The 17006-nt window shown below is 69.6% G+C and carries 13 protein-coding genes; 2 read left to right on the forward strand and 11 right to left on the reverse strand.

The annotated features are described in order from the left end of the window. Positions 1–28: 28 nt before the first annotated feature. From AB0J36_RS13010 to AB0J36_RS13035, 6 genes are all read right to left on the reverse strand, one after another. Positions 29–1213 (reverse strand): glycoside hydrolase family 88 protein, encoded by a 1185-nt coding sequence (locus AB0J36_RS13010; protein ID WP_357169036.1) that lies wholly within the window; start codon positions 1211–1213, stop codon positions 29–31. 85 nt (positions 1214–1298) lie between these two features. After that, positions 1299–1976 (reverse strand): hypothetical protein, encoded by a 678-nt coding sequence (locus AB0J36_RS13015; protein ID WP_357169033.1) that lies wholly within the window; start codon positions 1974–1976, stop codon positions 1299–1301. 5 nt (positions 1977–1981) lie between these two features. After that, positions 1982–2878, reverse strand: a complete 897-nt coding sequence (locus AB0J36_RS13020; protein WP_357125155.1) for a carbohydrate ABC transporter permease — start codon at positions 2876–2878, stop codon at positions 1982–1984. Then, positions 2878–3741, reverse strand: a complete 864-nt coding sequence (locus AB0J36_RS13025) for a sugar ABC transporter permease (protein WP_357125152.1) — start codon at positions 3739–3741, stop codon at positions 2878–2880. Before AB0J36_RS13025 ends, AB0J36_RS13020 begins: the two co-directional genes overlap by 1 nt. A 116-nt stretch (positions 3742–3857) precedes the next feature. Further along, complete coding sequence (locus tag AB0J36_RS13030; protein ID WP_357125149.1) at positions 3858–5162, reverse strand: extracellular solute-binding protein; 1305 nt, start codon at positions 5160–5162, stop codon at positions 3858–3860. Then, positions 5159–7198, reverse strand: coding sequence for a DUF2264 domain-containing protein (locus AB0J36_RS13035; protein WP_363660520.1), 2040 nt, complete (start codon positions 7196–7198; stop codon positions 5159–5161). The genes AB0J36_RS13030 and AB0J36_RS13035 overlap by 4 nt, the downstream gene beginning before the upstream one ends. Before the next feature lie 457 nt (positions 7199–7655). Between AB0J36_RS13035 and AB0J36_RS13040 the strand changes: the two genes are divergently transcribed. Then, positions 7656–8795 (forward strand): substrate-binding domain-containing protein, encoded by a 1140-nt coding sequence (locus AB0J36_RS13040; RefSeq protein WP_357125143.1) that lies wholly within the window; start codon positions 7656–7658, stop codon positions 8793–8795. 568 nt (positions 8796–9363) lie between these two features. Continuing rightward, positions 9364–10776 carry a ricin-type beta-trefoil lectin domain protein gene (locus tag AB0J36_RS13045; RefSeq protein WP_363660521.1) on the forward strand — a complete coding sequence of 471 codons (1413 nt, stop codon included), beginning with the start codon at positions 9364–9366 and terminating at the stop codon, positions 10774–10776. Between the two features lie 22 nt (positions 10777–10798). Here AB0J36_RS13045 and AB0J36_RS13050 read toward each other — a convergent pair whose 3' ends face one another. The 5 genes from AB0J36_RS13050 to AB0J36_RS13070 all read right to left on the reverse strand — a co-directional run bounded on the left by AB0J36_RS13050 (position 10799) and on the right by AB0J36_RS13070 (position 16908). Next, positions 10799–11824: a LacI family DNA-binding transcriptional regulator gene (locus AB0J36_RS13050; RefSeq protein WP_357125136.1), complete on the reverse strand. Its 1026-nt coding sequence runs from the start codon at positions 11822–11824 to the stop codon at positions 10799–10801. A 66-nt stretch (positions 11825–11890) separates the two neighbouring features. After that, positions 11891–13618 (reverse strand): IlvD/Edd family dehydratase, encoded by a 1728-nt coding sequence (locus AB0J36_RS13055; RefSeq protein ID WP_357125133.1) that lies wholly within the window; start codon positions 13616–13618, stop codon positions 11891–11893. A gap of 42 nt (positions 13619–13660) precedes the next feature. After that, positions 13661–14545, reverse strand: coding sequence for a carbohydrate ABC transporter permease (locus AB0J36_RS13060; protein WP_363660522.1), 885 nt, complete (start codon positions 14543–14545; stop codon positions 13661–13663). Then, on the reverse strand, positions 14546–15487 hold the full coding sequence (locus AB0J36_RS13065) for a sugar ABC transporter permease (protein ID WP_357125127.1): 942 nt from the start codon (positions 15485–15487) through the stop codon (positions 14546–14548). It lies immediately after the preceding gene. 80 nt (positions 15488–15567) lie between these two features. Beyond that, positions 15568–16908: an extracellular solute-binding protein gene (locus AB0J36_RS13070; protein WP_357392600.1), complete on the reverse strand. Its 1341-nt coding sequence runs from the start codon at positions 16906–16908 to the stop codon at positions 15568–15570. Between the last annotated feature and the right edge of the window lie 98 nt (positions 16909–17006).

The raw sequence follows: 17006 nt of genomic DNA on the forward strand, positions 1-17006 counted from the left end.
TGCGGACGGTGCGGGTCGATCGCGGTGGTCACCAGGGGCTGGTCCAGCCAGGGATCGTGGCGCGGGTGAGGGCTTCCAGGTAGAAGTAGTCGCCCCACAGGGTTCCCTCGTCGACGCCGATGCCCTTGGGTTTGTCGTACACGCCGTGCAGGATCAGCGCGTTCGAGACCGGGTGGCCGCCGGTGGAGTAGCGGGCGATGAGCGAGCGCAGGATCTCCGCGGCGGCGGTCCGGTACCGGTCGGCGCTGGCCGTGTCGGTGACGCCGTCGGCGAGTTCGACCAGGCCGCAGGCGGCGATGGCCGCGGCCGAGCTGTCCCGCTCCTGGCCGCTGCCGTCGCCGAACTCCAGATCCCAGTACGCGACGTGGTCGTCGGGCAGGTGGGCGAGGAAGCGGTCGGCGCAGGTCCTCGCGGCGGCAAGCAGCGCCGGGTCGCCGATGTGCCGGTGGTTGAGGCTGAACCCGTAGATGCCCCATGCCTGCCCACGCGCCCAGCAGGAGTGGTCGGAGTGGCCCTGTTCGGTTTCCCCGCGGAGCGGCACACCGCTGTCCGGGTCCCAGTAGAAGGTGTGGAAGGTGGTGCCGTCCGGACGCAGGATGTGCTGGCGCAGCTGGGCGGTGTGCCGGCGGGCCGCTGCGGCGTAGCGGTCGTCGCCGGTGGTCTGGCTGGCCCAGAAGAGCAGCGGCGTGTTCATGAGGCTGTCGATGATCGTGCGGCCACGTTGGCGGGGGTCGTTCAGGTCGCCCCAGGCCTGGATGATTCCGGCGGGTTCGAGGACGCGCGTCATCAGGTGGTCGGCGGCGGCGAGGGCCGCGCCTCGGGCCCGCGGGTCACCGGTACGGCGGGCCGGGGTGACGCAGGCGAGGGTGTAGAGGAACCCGAGGTCGTGGGTGTCCAGGTCGATGCCGCGGGTGATCCGGGCCGCGAAACTGTCCACGTGGGAGAGCGCGGCCCGCTGGTGGCGCTCCGCTCCGGTCAGGTCATGTGCCAGCCAGAGCATCCCGGGCCAGAAGCTGGTGGTCCAGCCGACGTTGGCGCCCTCGGGCTGGCCTCCGCTCGCTGGCCGCAGCGGGTAGCGGTTGGCGGCGGTGGTGTCGGCGGGGTACCGGTCGCCGAAGGCGGCGATGTTCGCGTCGACCGTGCGGATCGCGGCGGCCACCGCGGCCGCCGTGGCTTCTGCGTCGGAGTTGGGACGGACGTCGGTCGCCGTCATGGATGCTGTTCTCCCTCGTGGGTACGGTCCGGTGCCGGGCAGGTGCGGTTGTCGGCGTCCCGGCGCGGTGGCCGGAACGCGGTGCTCAGGTGCTCTGCGGTGCGGTCGCCGGCGGGTCGAGGGCGGCGCGCAGGGTGAAGCGGCTGTTGGCCCACACGACGTAGAGCAGTGGCGCGGCGGCGAGGCCGAGCGCGATCGCGGGGCGGGCGGCCAGGATCCGTGCGAGCAGCACGAGGACGAGCAGAGACACGGCGGTGAGGTACCACCGGCGCACCGCCAGATACCCGCAGGCGCGGGCCACCTCACGCAACCGCGCGGTGGGTCGCTCGGCGACGGTCACCAACCCCAGCAGCGTGGTGGCGACGGTGAGGACGATCAGGGTCGCCAGCACCGGCAGGGCGAGTGCCCCGACCCGGTGGCCCCAGGCGGCGCGGGCGTCGACGACGAGCACGACCAGGGCCGCCATGGCTGCCGCCGTCCAGAGCATCGCCGGCCGGGCGGTGGCCCGCCAGGCGCGGCCGTAGGTGCGCAGCACGCCGCCGGTGTCGCCAGCCGAATAGGCGGACATGACCGCGAAGACCGCACAAAGCCCGGGCGCGCAGAGCGGGGCGGTCAGCGCGTACAGCGGCCAGGAGCGCGCCGCCTCGGTGGTGAACGCGAGCGTCACCAGGGGCAGGCAACCGAGCACCAGCAGCAGGTTGCTGACGAGCGCGACGTAGACCCCGTCGAAGACGGCGGTGAGGGTGTGGTGGCGCGAACGCATGGGCCTCAACCCTTCAGTCCGGTCGTGGCGATGCCCTCGATGAAGTAGCGCTGGCCGAGCAGGAAGATGACCGCGACGGGCAACACGGACAGCACCGAGCCCGTCATGATCAGCGCGTACTCGGCGTTGTACTGGGAGATGAAGGTGTTCAGACCCAACTGGATGGTGCGCAGCTCCGGACTGCGCAGGTAGATCAGCGGGCCGAGGTAGTCGTTCCAGGTGGTCACGAACGTCAGCAGGGCCAGGCTGGCCAGCGCCGGTCGGGACAGCGGCAGCATGATCCGTCGGTAGATGCCGAACTCGCCGAGCCCGTCCACCCGCGCCGACTCGCTCAGCTCCTCGGGGATCGTCTCGTAGAACTGCTTCATCAGGAACACGCCGAACGCGCCGAACGCCTGTAACGCGACGATCGACCACAGCGTGTTCGACAACTGCAACTTCGACATGAGGATGAACTGCGGAATCATGTACGACTGCCAGGGCACCGCGATCGTCCCGACGTACGCCAGAAAGAGCGCATTGCGGCCGGGAAAGCGGACCCGGGCGAAGCCGTAGGCGGCGAAGCTGCCGGTCACCACCTGCAGGAGGCTGACGACCACCGACAGCAGCAGCGTGTTTCCCAACCAGGTCGTCATGTCCGAGCGCTGCCAGATGTCCAGGTAGTTTCGCCACACCACGGGATCGGGGAGCCAGGTGATCGGGATGGTGAAGACGTCGCTGTTGGTCTTCAACGACGCCACCACCATCCAGTAGAACGGAAGCAGCAGCGCGGCCGCCGCGAGCACAAGGGCGGCGTACCCGACGAGCCGCCAGCCCCGGGACCGGACCGGCCGGCCGGGCGCGCTGCGGTTGCCGGGCGCGGCGACGGCCGGGGTGGGCAGGGAGAGGTCGGTCGCGGTCATCAGCTGTTCCTCCGCTTGTTGACCATGAACTGGATGACCGTGATGCCGAAGCAGATGGCGAACAGGACGATGGAGACCGCCGAGGCGTAGCCGAACTGGTTCTCCTCGAAGCCCTTCTGGTAGATGTACTGCGAGAGCACCAGTGTCGACTGGCCCGGTCCGCCGCCGGTCATCACGAGGATGAGGTCGAAGACCTTGAAACTTTCGATGGTGAGCAGCACGGTGACGAAGAAGGTGGTGTGTCGTAACCCGGGGAGGGTCACGTGCACGAACCGCTGCCACGGTGTGGCGCCGTCGGTCTCGGCCGCCTCGTAGAGCTGGGCCGGGATGGTCTGCAGGCCGGCCAGGAACAGCAGCATGTAGTAACCCATGTACCGCCAGGTGCCGACGATGATGACCGCCGGCATCGACCAGGTCGACGACGTGGTCCAGCCCGGCGCACTGTCCACCCCGAGGGCGCCGAGCAGCGCGTTGATCGGGCCGTACTCCGGGCTGAACAGCTGGTTCCAGACGATCGCGATCGCCACGATCGAGGTGATGTAGGGGAAGAAGGCGACGGTGCGGAAGAACCGTACGCCGCGCAGTTTGCGGTTGAGCAGCAGCGCCAGCCCGAGTGCCGCCGCGAGGGTCAGCGGGATGTGGAAGACGGTGTAGTAGACGGTGTTGCGCAGCGCGGTCCAGAAGCTCGCGTCGCCCCACATTCGCCGGAAGTTGGCGGTGCCGGTCCACTCGGCCGCCCCGAAGACGTTCCAGCTGGTGAAGGCCACGTAGAACAGCACGACGACGGGTAGCAGGGTGAGCACGGCGAAGCCGACGAAGTTGGGCAGGATGAACGACCAGCCGGCGACCGTGTTGCGCGACACCAGCCGCCGGTTCCTGGGTCTCGTGCGCGGCAATGTTGCCATAGGGAGTCTCCGGAAGCGTTCGGCATGGTGGCGGGACCGGCGTACGACGCAGGCGCGCCGGGCCCGCCATCAGCTCACTGGTTGAGGACCTCGTTCTTGGCACGGGTCTGCGCCTTGCTCAGCTCCGCGTCGACGCCCTTGCCGTCGGAGAGGATCGCCGAGTGCGTCTCGTTGAGGAGGTTCTGCAGGCCGGCGGTGTGCTTCGACACCGGGTTCTCCGGCTTGACCGTGTGCTTCGCGTAGGCGAACTTCGACAGGTCGTCCTGCGGTACACCGTCCAGCCCGAACAGCGTCGCGGTGACCGCGTCGGTGACCTGGGCCGGGGTGATGCCGATCCCGGCCAGCGCCTTGGCGGCATCCGGACCGGCCGCGTACTGGAGGAAGGCCTTGGCCGCGGCGGTCTTGGACTTGCTGATCTTCGGGTTGATCCCCAGGCCGGTCGGGTCACCGAAGGTGACCGGCGTGGCGGAGGTGCCGGTGGTGGACTTGTCGAACTGCGGCGCCGGGGCGATCCCCCACTGGAACGTGTCGGCGTCACCGCTCTTGCGCTGGTTGAGCAGCGTGGCCACGTACCAGGTGCCCATCAGCAGCATCGCCGACTGCTGCTTGCCGAACTGCGCCTGGTAGGTGAGCTTGTTGGTCTTCGCGGTGCCGAAGGTCGGCTGCGCGCCGGCCGCCTGCAGGTCCAGTGACCGCTCGTAGTACGGCTTCAGGTAGCCGAAGTTCCCGGAGAGCAGGTCCGCGTTGGGGGTCTGGGCGAGCGCGAATCCCTGCACCGTCGACTGGAAGGTGTGCTGGTACGCGCCGGTCGCGTTCGAGCCGGCCCCCTTCAGCCCGGTGTGCAGCCGCTTCGCCGCGTCGGTGTAGTCGTCCCAGGTCCAACTGCCGTCCGGCGGCGCCACCTTCGCCTTCGCGAACAGGTCCTTGTTGTAGAACAGCACCCACGCGTCCTGCCGGTACGGCATCGCGTACGCCTTGCCGTCCACCTGGTACGACGCGAGCGCCGGGCTCGAGCCGAGACCGGAGGTGGCGTCGGAGACGTCGAGCAGCTGACCACCGCTCTGGTATGTGTAGAAGTTCTTGAGGCTCTTCATGACGTAGACGTCCGGGGCGGTGCCGGCGGCCAGATCCGTGATCATCTGGGTGTCGTAGTCGTTGCCCGGGGCGTACTCCTTGAGCTCCACCGTCACGTTCGGGTGGGTCGCCTTGAAGCCGTCGGCGAGCGTCTTGAACTCGGGCGTGGACGACAGGGTCCAGCCGGCCAGGGTGATCGTCACCGGGGCGTTGGGGTCGACTGGCTCGTCTCCGCCGCCGCAACCGGCGAGAACAAGCGTCAGGGCCGCCGCGGCGCTGATGACGGCCGGTATCGCACGCTTCATCCCTTTCTCCTTAGGTTAAGGGGCCCGGACGGGCCCGCACTGCTACCAGGCACCCGGGCGGGCCCGGCATGCTCCGTGTCCAGACGGGTCGACGTGCTGATCCCGTCGGGCCAGTCGACCGCCAGGTGGAGGCCGTCGGCGTTCTCGTCGGCCACGACCCGGCCCGCCTGCCCGACAGTGGCTGCCGACACCCCGGACAGCTCGATGAAGGCGGCGACCCAGCAGCCGGGCCGGACGGGGTGGTCCAGCCAGGGCACCACCAGCCCGCCGGCCAGCGGTCCGCCGTGCGGAACGGCGCTGGCGCCGGCCGTTCCGTCCCCGCGAACGCTGTCGAGCCGGCTGGTCAGGCCGGCCCCGGTCACGGTCACCGCCCGCTCGCCGACGGTCGCCGTCGCGTCCCCGGCAATGGCCCAGCCGCCGATCCGCAGCCGCAGCGCGGCCGCCTCGACACCGTCGGCGAGGTCGTCGACGCGGGTCAGACGTAGCTCCCAGGGGCCACGGACCAGGGAGTACACCGTGAGGTGCCCGGCCGGTCGGGACGAGCCGAGATGGCCGCCGCCGTGATCGCGCTGACCTGGATCCGGGTCGACCCAGTGGGCGAGGGCACGTGATCCGGCCACCCCCACGCCGTCGCTGTCGACGTGCACGGTCAGCTGACGCATGCCGGCGCGGTGGGTGACCCGGCCGGCGTCGTCGACGAGAGTGACCGACTGGTCGAGCGGACTGGCCCAGCCGCTGTCGTCGAGGACGGGGCTGGTGGCGGTGGAGTAGCCCAGTCGCGCGTAGAGCGGGGAATCTCCGACGGTGGCGCCCTCGACGGCGTGGTCGGTGCCGTGGTTGACGACGCGGACGATGCCGTCGGCGCGGGTGCCGGAGACGAGCCAGCCCGGCGCGTGTATCGCCCGCACCGTATTCCGCTCCTCGACCGGCAGCGGCTCCTCAGAAGCGGTCCACACCGGATGGTCGGTGGGTAGCGCGATGCCGAGCAGGCCCTTGCTGGCCCAGTACGGCGAGCCCGGCCCGGAGTACGACTGGGCCAGTCGCGGCCACGGCCGGTGCCAGCCGAGGGTGAGCAGACCTCGTTCGTCCAGAGCCCCGTTAGCGACGAAGTGGCGCACGATGCGGGTGGCCGCGCCGCGCAGCTGGCCGAGGCCGACCGAGGGCACGCCGGCGATCGCGCCGACCCAGAACGGCGCCGCCGCGGCGAAGCGGTAGATCAGGCTTCGTCCCTGGATCAGCGGTGACCCGTCGGTGCCCACGAGCGCCACCGCGTCGCTCAGGAAGCGGTCGAGGCTGGCCAGGTCCCGATCGCGGCGCTGCTCGGCCAGGTCCGCGGCGCCGGCCATTCGGGCCCACAGCGTCGGATACAGGTGCAGGGCCCAGCCCACGTAGTGGTCGTACGCCCGGTGCGGCCCGTCGGACATCCAGCCGTCCGCGCGGGCGAAGCTGTCGTGCGTGCGCAGGTCCGCGGCCATCTCGTCGAGCGAGTGCGGCCCACCCACCGAACGCAGGAACGTCTGTACGACCAGCCGGAACCAGACCCAGTTGATCTGTGGATACGTGTCGTCGCCGACCGCCGGGCGCAGGTAGTCGACTACCCGCTCGTGCACCGCGGACGGCATCCGGTCCCAGATCCACGGGCGGGTCATGTCCAGGACCAGCGCGATGGAAGCGGCTTCCACCTTCGCCTGGGGGTGCTCGTCCAAGCGCACCCAGCGGTCCGGGGAGGTCGGGTCGGTGCCGGCGGCGATACCGGCCGCGTACCGGTCGGCCAGCTCGTCCAGGCCCACTCCCCTGGCCCCCGCGAGGCGGAAGCCGGCCAGCAGGAAGGTGCGGGCGAAACCCTCAAGGCCGTCGACGGCCCGCCCGTAACCGCCCTCGGCACCGGGAAGGTTGACGAGAGCGTGGCCGGGCGACGCGAACGGCCGGACCGCGGCGAGCATCCGGTCGGCGAGGGCCAGCCAGTCGTCCCGGCTCCAGGTCGCGGCATCCGAGGCCGTCCCCGGCGTTGACCGGCCGGCCGTCCCGGACGTCATCGCAGATCCTGTCGCATCGGTCCGTCTCCATGGAGGGTGGCGAGCGGGGCGTTGCCGGGAATGTGACGCTCCGGCTTCCGCAGGGTTTCCGAAGTAAAACGCTCACATCAGATCAAGTCAATGCTGTTCTCAAACCAGACGAACACATACGATCAAAAGGACACACGCTGTCACCCGGATCGACTGCGGCCGGAGCTGTCGATGCCCTGCCCCCAGCGCGCACATATGCCTCAATCCTGCAGTCTTCGATCGTTCCGCCGGCTTGCGGTCGCCGCCGTACAGCGACTCAACGGCGTCTTCAACGCCATAACTGATCTGATACGATCAGAACCGCTCACAGCCGCTCGGGCAGCCGAGGGCCATGGCCGTCGCGCGCCGCCGCGTTCAGCCCGGTTGGCAAGCTCGTCGTCACGGCGCGATACCTTTCGCCGCACGAAGCGTTCCTCGGAGGTCCCCAATGACCAAGGACAGTCCTGTCGTCGCCACGGCGGAGACTTCCCGCGCGCCGCTTCAGGTCGCCCGCCGCCAGCAACTGTTGGCAGCGCTGCAGCGCGACGGCTCGATGCGCATCTCCGACCTGTCGCACGTGCTGGGCGCCGCGCCGGTCACCATCCGGCGCGACATCGCGGAGCTCGCCGCCGAAGGGTTGGTTCGCCGGGTCCACGGTGGAGTCGCCCTGATCCTGCCGGACGACGTCCCGGCAACCGAGGAGCCGCCCGACGCGGGCCTGAACCCGCTCGTCGGGCGCGCGGTCGGCATGCTCGTGCCCTCGTTGGACTACTACTGGCCGGACGTGGCGCGCGGTGTCGAGGGCGCCGCCCGCGAGCTGGACATGCGCGTGGTGCTGCGCGGCTCCTCGTACGACACCGAGGACGACCAGCCACAACTGGCCCGCCTGGTGGGGCGGATGGACGTGGACGCGCTGATCATCGCGCCGAGCATGGACGCGCCGACCGCCGAACGCACCATCGAGTGGCTCGACCAGGTCGGCGTCCCGGTCGTCCTGCTGGAACGCACCGCCACGGTGGGCAGCCATCACGCTGTCATGGAGTCGGTGGTCACCGACCACGCGCTCGGTGCGGCCATGGCCGTACGCCACCTCACCTCGCTCGGGCACCGCAAGGTCGGCCTGGTGCTCGACGCCAACAGTCCCACCAGCCAGCACGTGCGGCGTGGCTGGCTCGACGCCACGACCGAGTGCGGCCTCGATCCGAATGCGACAGTGGTGGCCGTGGCACCCGATACCCGGTCACCGGAGCGGGACACGGTCCTCGACGACGTGCTCGACCGGTGCCGGGCGACCGGAACGACGGCGCTGCTGGTGCACGCCGACGCCGAGGCGATCGCTCTGGTGCAGCACTGCGAGGAGCGGCAACTGTCCGTTCCCGGCGACCTCTCCATCGTGGCGTACGACGACGAGGTCGCCGGTCTCTTCAGCCCGCCGCTGACCGCGATCCGACCGCCGCGACGCTCGATCGGACGCGCTGCCGTGCGTCTCGTCGCCGACCGGCTCGCCGACCCCGACCGCCCCACCCACCGGGTCGTCATCAGTCCGTCGCTGCGGGTCCGGGGGTCGACCGCGCCGCCACCCGCGTAACGGGTCTTCCCGTCCCGCCCGGGGACCACGACCGACGGTCCACCTACGACCACCACGGCGACTGACCGGCGACGTGGCGCGGTGGGCGGTGGCCCCAGCACGGCGGCCACGCGCCGTTCGGGCGATCCGTAACAAGCCCGAAACTACCGGTTGAAAATGCTGGAACTTTCTGCGAGCCTGAGAGCCATCGATGGCTGTGAACGTTAACACGATCCACTCAGCTCCGGAGGCGCCGCACGCGACCGTCAGGCCTACCTGTCCGCCCGGCGGCCAGGTCCACCACCAGGAGAAACCACCGCACCGCCACCACCGGGCGGACCGACCGCGAACGTTCTCCAGTTCCGGAACTGTCGCGATAATTGTCGCCCTGGTGGTGTCGCTGCTGCCCGACCTGGCCCGGGTGGCCGAGGCGTTCGCCCAGCTTCGGCGGCGACTACGGCCTCCCGCCGTACCGGCCGGCAGGCTGACGCTGCAACGCTGACAATTCGGACACCGCCGGGGTGATCGGGGCTCCGCACGGGACTTTCCCGCCCGCCCCTCACTCCCCCACCACCAGGAGGTACCGACAGTGCGAGGATCCGCAGACCACTCCCCGCCCGCGGGGAACACCCATGCCGACCGGAGGTCGCCCGGCCTCCGGGGACGTCTGTTCACAGTGGCCGCAGCCGGGATCGCCGCCGCGGTCGGGCTGCTCACCATCACCCTGGCGACCGGGTCGGCGTCAGCGGCCGACAACCCGTACCAGCGCGGCCCGGACCCGACCCGGACCAGCGTCACCGCCGTGAACGGCCCCTTCGCCAACACGTCGGTCGCCGTCCCGACCGGGTACGGCTTCAACGGCGGCCGGATCTACTACCCGACCGACACCAGCCAGGGCACCTTCGGGGCCATCGCGATCTCACCGGGCTACACCGCGTTGTTCTCCGCCGAACTGGCCTGGATGGGACCGTGGCTGGCGTCGCACGGCTTCGTCGTGATCGGCATCGAGACCAACAGCCGCAACGACTTCGACACGGCGCGCGGCACCCAACTCCTCGCCGCGCTGGACTACCTGACGCAGCAGAGCCCGGTACGCGACCGCGTCGACCCGAACCGGTTGGCCGTCGCGGGCCACTCGATGGGCGGCGGTGGGGCGCTGAGCGCCGCCATGCGGCGGCCGTCGCTCAAGGCCGTGGTCGGCATCGCGCCGTACTCGCCGTCGTCGAACCTGGCCACCGACCGGGTACCCACCATGATCTTCGCTGGCCAGGCGGACACGGTGGTCACCCCGTCCTACGCCACCGGTCTCTACAACAGCATCCCGAGCACCACTGAGAGCGTCTACCTGGAGGTCGCCGGCGCGGACCACGGCTTCATGGTCGGACGGTCGAACCCGGTGATGGTCCGGACCACGTTGCCGTTCGTCAAGATGTTCATCGACAACGACGCCCGGTACAGCCAGTTCCTCTGCCCGCTGCTGGACAACAGCGGTGTGGTGACCTACCGCAGCACCTGTCCGCTGCTGCCGTCGACGCCGACCACCCCGACGCCGACCACCACCCCGACGAGCAGCCCGACGCCGACGCCGACCACCTCACCCACCACTGGGCCGCCGAGCTCGGCGAGCCAGATCATCGGCGCGCAGTCGGGCCGATGCGTCGACGTACCGAACGCGTCGCGCACCAACGGCACCCGGGTCACCCTCTACGACTGCAACCGACAGATCAACCAGTCCTGGACCTACACCTCGGGCAAACAACTACAGGTGTACGGCAACATGTGTCTCGACGCCGCAGGCAGCGGCAACGGCGCGGCCGTGCAGATCTACAGCTGCCACGGTCAGACCAACCAGCAGTGGAACATCAACGCCAACGGCACCATCAGCAGCGTCCAGTCCGGACGCTGCCTCGACGTCTGGAGCACCGCCAACGGCGCCCAGATCCAGCTCTACGACTGCCACGGCCAGACCAACCAGCAGTTCCGGCTCGCTGCCCTGACGTGAGCGCACCCGGGCGGGCTCGGCATCACGCCGGGCCCGCCCCGCCGTGCGGCGGCGCCGTGCTCTCACGCACCACGAGCGAGGGTACGACCAACGGCAGGGGCCGCGGCACCGTGTCGTCGATGGCCTGGGTGACCGCCGTGATGGCCCGTCGACCGACCGCGTCGAAGTCCTGCTGGATCGTGGTCAACGGCGGAATCAGGTACGCCGCCTCGGGCACGTCGTCGAACCCGATGACCGAGACATCCTGCGGCACGCGCCGACCACGCTCGTGCAGCGCGCGCAGCACGCCGAGGGCCATCTGGTCGTTGGCGGCGAAGACCGCGGTGGTGCCGCGCAGCTCGCAGATCCGCAGCCCGGCGAGGTAGCCGCTGTGGGCCATCCAGTCACCCTCGACGGGCTCGGGTGGGCGTACGCCCGCGGCCACCATCGCCGTACGCCAGCCGTCGCGGCGGGCGCGCGCCTCGGCCCAGTTGAGCGGACCGGACACGTGCACGATCTCGGTGTGTCCGAGGCCGAGCAGATGTTCGGTCGCCATCCGGGCGCCGAGCACCTGGTCGACGCCGACGGTGACGCTCGCCCTGGACAGGTCGCCCTCCACCACCACGAAGGGCACCCCGGACCGGGTCATCCGCACCACTTCGAGAGCCTCGTCGTTGCCGGCGATCATCACGACGCCCTCCACGCCGACGCGCATGAGGTGTTCGGTGGCGTCGCTGAGCGCCCGTACCGTCACCTCCGAGAGGCTGACCGAGGTGGCGAAGTAGCCGGCGGCGCGGGCGGCGTCCTCGACGCTGCGGTGGATGCTCGTCGGACCGAACAGCGTCCGGGCCGTGCCGATGATGCCGATCATTCCGGAGCGTCCCCGGACCAGCGCCCGGGCGGCGGTGTTGGGGCGATAGTCGAGTCGCCGGATCGCCTCGAGGACCCGCTCCCGCGTCTCGCGCCGGATCGCGGGCGCTCCGTTGATCACCCGGGACACCGTCTGGTGGGACACGCCCGCCAGGCGGGCGACGTCCGCCATGACCGCTGGCCGGTGGGCGGTCGTCACCGCTTCCTCCGCGTGAACTCGCACTGGCGGGCCGTCCGTTCTTCCATGAGTCGGGTTCCTCGTCCGTCAGTGTGAGTGACGGGGCACGTCACTGCCGCTGCCACCGACCAGGAAGTCGAGGTCGGCCCCACTGTCGGCCTGGAGGACGTGTTCGCTGTACAGCCGTGCCCAACCCCGCTCGGCCACCGGCGGCGGCGGCTTCCAGGCGGAGCGACGCTCGGCGAGTTCCGCCTCGTCGACCAGGAGGTCGAGGCGGCGGGTGGCGACGTCGAGCTGGACCAGGTCGCCGGTTCGCACCAGCGCGAGAGGACCGCCCACGGACGCCTCCGGCGCCACATGCAGGACGCACGTGCCGTAGCCGGTGCCGCTCATGCGCGCGTCGGAGATCCGCACCATGTCCGTGATGCCGTCGGTGAGCAGTCGGCGGGGCATGGGCACGTTGCCCACCTCCGGGAAGCCGGGGTAGCCGCGCGGACCGGCGTTGCGAACGACGATCACCGTGTCCGGTGTGACGTCCAGGTCCGGGTCGTCGGCGGCGACGACGTACTCCTCGATCCGGTCGAAGACGAGCGCCGGGCCGGTGTGCGTGAGGAGGTGGGGGGTGGCGGCGGAGACCTTCAGCACCGCTCCGGACGGCGCCAGTGACCCGCGCAGCACCACGGTGCCGGAGCCGGCGGCCTGGAACGGCTCCTTCATGGTGGCGATGACCTCGGAGTTCCAGCACTGCGCGCCGTCGACGTTCTCGGCCACGCTCCGGCCGCTGACCGTGACGTGCTCGGTGTGCAGCAGCGGCGCGAGCTCCTTCATCACCACCGGGAGGCCGCCCGCGTAGGCGAAGTCCTCCATCAGGTACGCCCCGGACGGCATGAGGTTGACCAGCAGCGGAACGTCGGCGGTGAGGGTGTCGAAGTCCTCCAGTGACAGGGGCACGCCGAGGCGTCCGGCGATGGCGAGCAGGTGCACGACGGCGTTCGTGGAGCCACCGATCGCGGCGTTGACCCGGATGGCGTTCTCGAACGCCTCGCGGGTGAGCACCGAGGACAGCCGTTGGTCCTCGCCCACCATGGCGACGATCCGCCGTCCGGCGGCCTGCGCGAGCGCGTACCGCCGGGAGTCGACGGCGGGTACGGCGGCGGCCCCCGGTAGCTGCACGCCCAGCGCCTCGGTCACGCAGGCCATGGTGGAGGCGGTCCCCATGGTCATGCAGTGGCCCCGGCTGCGGGACATGCCGACCTCCGCCTCGGCGCAGTCGGCGGCGCTCATCCGGCCGGCCCGCATCTCCTCGGTGAAACGCCAGACGACCGTGCCCGAGCCGATGTCCTGGCCCCGGAACTTGCCGTTGAGCATCGGCCCGCCGGTCAGCATCAGCGTCGGCAGGTCCACGCTCGCCGCCCCCATCAGCAGGCCCGGGGTGGTCTTGTCACAGCCGGAGAGCAGGACCACCCCGTCGAGGGGGTTGGCGCGGACCGACTCCTCCAGCTCCATCGCGAGCAGGTTGCGGTAGAGCATGGTCGTGGGACGCATGAGTGGCTCGCCCAGGCTCATGGCCGGGAACTCCAGCGGCAGGCCGCCGCTCTCCCACACGCCGCGCTTCACCGACTCGGCCAGGTCGCGCAGGTGGGCGTTGCAGGGGGTCAGCTCCGACCAGGTGGTGGCGATGCCGATCACCGGGCGACCGTCGAAGACGTCGTCCGCGAATCCCTGGTTGCGCATCCAGGACCGGTGGATGAACCCGTTGCGGCCCTCGGCGCCGAACCACTGCGCGCTGCGCAGCGGTCGATCTGTCGTCGACATCAGCACACCTCTCTGTCATGCCTCAAGGTCGCTCGGCGCGACCTAGCGAAGGCCTCCGACGGACAGGCCGCCGCGCCAGTGCCGTTGGAGGCTGAAGAACGCGATGACCAGTGGGATCACGGACACCAGTGAGCCCAGGATGATGAGGCTCCACAGCGAGGTGCCGCCCGAGTTGTTCGCCGAGGCGATCCCCTGCCAGAGGCCGAGACCGACGGTCACCGGGAAGAGCCGGTTGTCCGAGAGCATGGCCAGCGGCAGGAAGTAGTTGTTCCAGGACGCCACGGCGGACAGCAGCAGCACGGTGACCACCGCGGGACGCATCAGCGGAAGCGCGATCTGCAGGAACGTGCGCACCTCCCCCGCGCCGTCCACGCGCGCCGCGTCGAGCAGCTCGTCCGGCACCGCGTCGCGCGCGTACACGTGCATCAGGTAGACGCCGAACGGGTTGAGCAGCGACGGCAGGATCACCGCCCAGACGGTGTTCGTCAGGCCGAGCCGGGAGAACATGATGAAGGTCGGGATGACCAGGGCGGTGGCTGGCACCATGAGCGCGCCCAGCACGACGGCGAAGCTGAAGCGCCGCGCGGCGAACCGGTACTTGGCGAACCCGTAGCCGGCCATCACCGCCAGGACCGTGGCGCCGACTCCGCCGGCGATGGCGTACAGCGTGGAGTTGAGGATCCACCGCAGGTAGATGCCACCGTCGTAGGTGAAGAGCTGCCGGAGGTTGCCGACGTAGTCGATCTGGTCGGAGAACCACAGGGTGTTGCCGCCTCCGAACAGGCCCGGCGCGTTCTTGGAGCTGTTGACGATGACCCACCAGAACGGGACCAGGAAGTAGATCACCAGGAAGCCGAGGAGGATCTGCAGGGGAAGGTAGCGCTGCGGCCGGCGGACGCCGGCGCGGACGCTGGTGTGGTCGGCCATCTAGAGGAAGCTCCTCCGCTTGCGGGTGAAGAACAGGAAGGCGTACACGCAGATGAAGACGATGCCGCCGAGCGCGAACGAGATCGCCGACCCGTAGTTGAAGTTGGCCAGCGAGAACGCCTGCTGGTACGCGTACATGTTGGGGGTGAAGTCGGCCCCGATCGTGCCCGCGGCGAGGTAACGCAGGATCTGCGGCTCGTTGAAGAACTGCAGGGTGCCGATGAGCGAGAAGACCAGGATCAGGATCAGCGCGGGCGCGATCAGCGGGATCTTGATACGCGTCGCGATCTGCCACCGTCCGGCGCCGTCCATCCGGGCGGCCTCGTAGAGCGTCGGGTCGACGCCCTGCAACGCCGCGTACAGGATGATCATGTAGTAGCCGGCCCACTGCCAGGTGACGACGTTGAGCAGGCCGTAGAAGATCAGGTCGCTGCCCAGGAAGTCGGGCGCGGTGGCGCCGAACAGCCCGAAGATGTCGGTGAGCGGGCCGAAGCCCTTGCTGTAGAGGAACCCCCACATCACGGCCCCGATGACGGTGGGGATCGCGTACGGAAGAAAGATCATGAGGCGGGAGAAGCGCGCGAACAGCGTCGTCACGGCGTCCAGGATGAGAGCCATCACGAGCGCCAGGACGATCTGCAGCGGGATCGAGACGAGCGAGAAGCGGATGACGAACCAGGCTCCGGACAGGAAGCTCGGGTCGGTGAACGCCTTCACGTAGTTGTCGAAGAGGACGAAACTGGTGCCGCCGATCAGCTTCTTCTGAAAGAGGCTGAGGTACAGCGCGTACGCCAACGGCGCGATGAGGAACGCCAGGAAGACGATCGCGAAGGGCCCGACGAAGAGCCACCCCATCAGGTGCTCGCGGAGGTGCACCTTGCCACGGATCTTGCGCGTCTCGCTCGGCGGACGCGGTGTGCGCTTCTCGGTCAGGACTGTCATCTGTGGTCTCCGAAGGGCGTGGACGCGGGGGGTCGTGGGTGGGCCGGCCGGCCACCGCCGGCGCGACCCACCCGGAGCGGTCACTGAACGGTGAAGCCCTGCTCCTTGGCGTACTTCGCCACGTCGTCCTGGAGCTTGTCGGCAGCCTGGGAGCCGGTGGTCGAGCCCTTGATGACCTCGCTGATCTGCTTCGTCATGGCGTCCAGGTAGTACTGGCCGAAGGGCGCGTAGGACACCCCCTTGTAGGCCTCGGCGGCGGGCAGGTAGACCTCCTTGTTCGCCTGCTGGCCGCTGAAGAACGCCACCTTCAGGTCGACGAACGCGGGATCCTTCAGCGCGGTGAGGTTCAGCGGGAAGATGATCTGGTTGGTCCAGCCGTCGGTGAGCGACTCCTTGTCGGCGTAGAGCCCGTAGGCGACCTTCGCCGCCAGCTCCGGCTTCTTCGCCTGCTTGGTCACCGAGAAGGCCGACCCACCCCAGTTCACCTGCACCGGGTTGGCCGAATCCCACTGCGGCAGTGGCGCGACCGCGAACTTGCCGGTGTCCTGGCCCTTACCGACGCCCGCCCCGGTGAGGTAGCCCGGCGCCCACGCCGCCGAGATGTACGTCGCGTAGTTTCCGTTGATCACACCGGAGATGTACTCCGGGGTGAACTGGTCCTGCGTACCGACCAGGCCCTTCTTGGCGAGGCCACCCCAGTAGTCCAGCACGTCCTTGGACGCCTGGTCGTTGAGCTTCACCCCGATCGACTTCGGCTGGGCCGGATCGAAGGTGAAGGGCGACGCGCCCTTCTGGATCTGCAGCGCCATCATCACGGCCGGCACGTTCGCGCCGAGGTCCCCGAACAACGGGCCGCCGGCGTCCTTGACCTTCTGCGCGGCCTGCTCGTACTCGGCCCAGGTCTTCGGCGGGGTGATCTGGTACTTGTCGAAGATGTCCTTGCGGTAGATCATGCCCATCGGGCCACCGTCGACCGGGACGCCGTAGACCGCGTCGCCCACCGACACGTCCTTCCAGGCGCCCTCGCCGTAGTTGGCCTTGACCGCGTCGTAGCCGTACTGCTTGATGTCGACGAGCGCGCCCTGGATCTGGAAGGTCGGGATCCGGTCCGCCTCGACCATGATCACGTCGGGCGCCCCGGTGCCCGCCGAGATGGCCGTCTGGAACTTGTCGTACTCGTCGCCGCCCTGACCGACGTTGGTCCAGCAGACCTGCACGTCGTCGTGCAGCTTGTTGAAGTTGTCGACGACGAGCTGGGTGTTGGGGTACCAGCCCCACATCGTCACGACCGGCACGTTCTGCTTGGTGATGGTGTTCGTGCAGTTGCTCGCGTCGCTGCCGCCGTCGTCCGAGGAGCAGGCGACCAGGCCACTCCCGGCCGCGAGCATGGCCACCGTGGCGAGTATGCGTCTTCTCTTCATTGAGATGGTTCCCTTCAAAGGTGGCGGTGCACGGACATCCATGCGCCAGCGGCGCCACCGGAGGCGCTGGGACCCGGCTCCCGGTGGCGTCGCCTGGG

It is taken from the genome of Micromonospora sp. NPDC049662 (assembly GCF_040675055.1).
Taxonomy (GTDB): domain Bacteria; phylum Actinomycetota; class Actinomycetes; order Mycobacteriales; family Micromonosporaceae; genus Micromonospora.

What these genes read in the sequence shown, in the direction of transcription:
- AB0J36_RS13010 (WP_357169036.1), bottom strand. Translation starts at nt 1,213, where the DNA reads ATGACGGCGACCGACGTCCGTCCCAACTCCGACGCAGAAGCCACGGCG.
- AB0J36_RS13015 (WP_357169033.1), bottom strand. Translation starts at nt 1,976, where the DNA reads ATGCGTTCGCGCCACCACACCCTCACCGCCGTCTTCGACGGGGTCTAC.
- AB0J36_RS13020 (WP_357125155.1), bottom strand. Translation starts at nt 2,878, where the DNA reads ATGACCGCGACCGACCTCTCCCTGCCCACCCCGGCCGTCGCCGCGCCC.
- AB0J36_RS13030 (WP_357125149.1), bottom strand. Translation starts at nt 5,162, where the DNA reads ATGAAGCGTGCGATACCGGCCGTCATCAGCGCCGCGGCGGCCCTGACG.
- AB0J36_RS13035 (WP_363660520.1), bottom strand. Translation starts at nt 7,198, where the DNA reads ATGACGTCCGGGACGGCCGGCCGGTCAACGCCGGGGACGGCCTCGGAT.
- AB0J36_RS13040 (WP_357125143.1), top strand. Translation starts at nt 7,656, where the DNA reads ATGACCAAGGACAGTCCTGTCGTCGCCACGGCGGAGACTTCCCGCGCG.
- AB0J36_RS13055 (WP_357125133.1), bottom strand. Translation starts at nt 13,618, where the DNA reads ATGTCGACGACAGATCGACCGCTGCGCAGCGCGCAGTGGTTCGGCGCC.
- AB0J36_RS13060 (WP_363660522.1), bottom strand. Translation starts at nt 14,545, where the DNA reads ATGGCCGACCACACCAGCGTCCGCGCCGGCGTCCGCCGGCCGCAGCGC.
- AB0J36_RS13065 (WP_357125127.1), bottom strand. Translation starts at nt 15,487, where the DNA reads ATGACAGTCCTGACCGAGAAGCGCACACCGCGTCCGCCGAGCGAGACG.
- AB0J36_RS13070 (WP_357392600.1), bottom strand. Translation starts at nt 16,908, where the DNA reads ATGAAGAGAAGACGCATACTCGCCACGGTGGCCATGCTCGCGGCCGGG.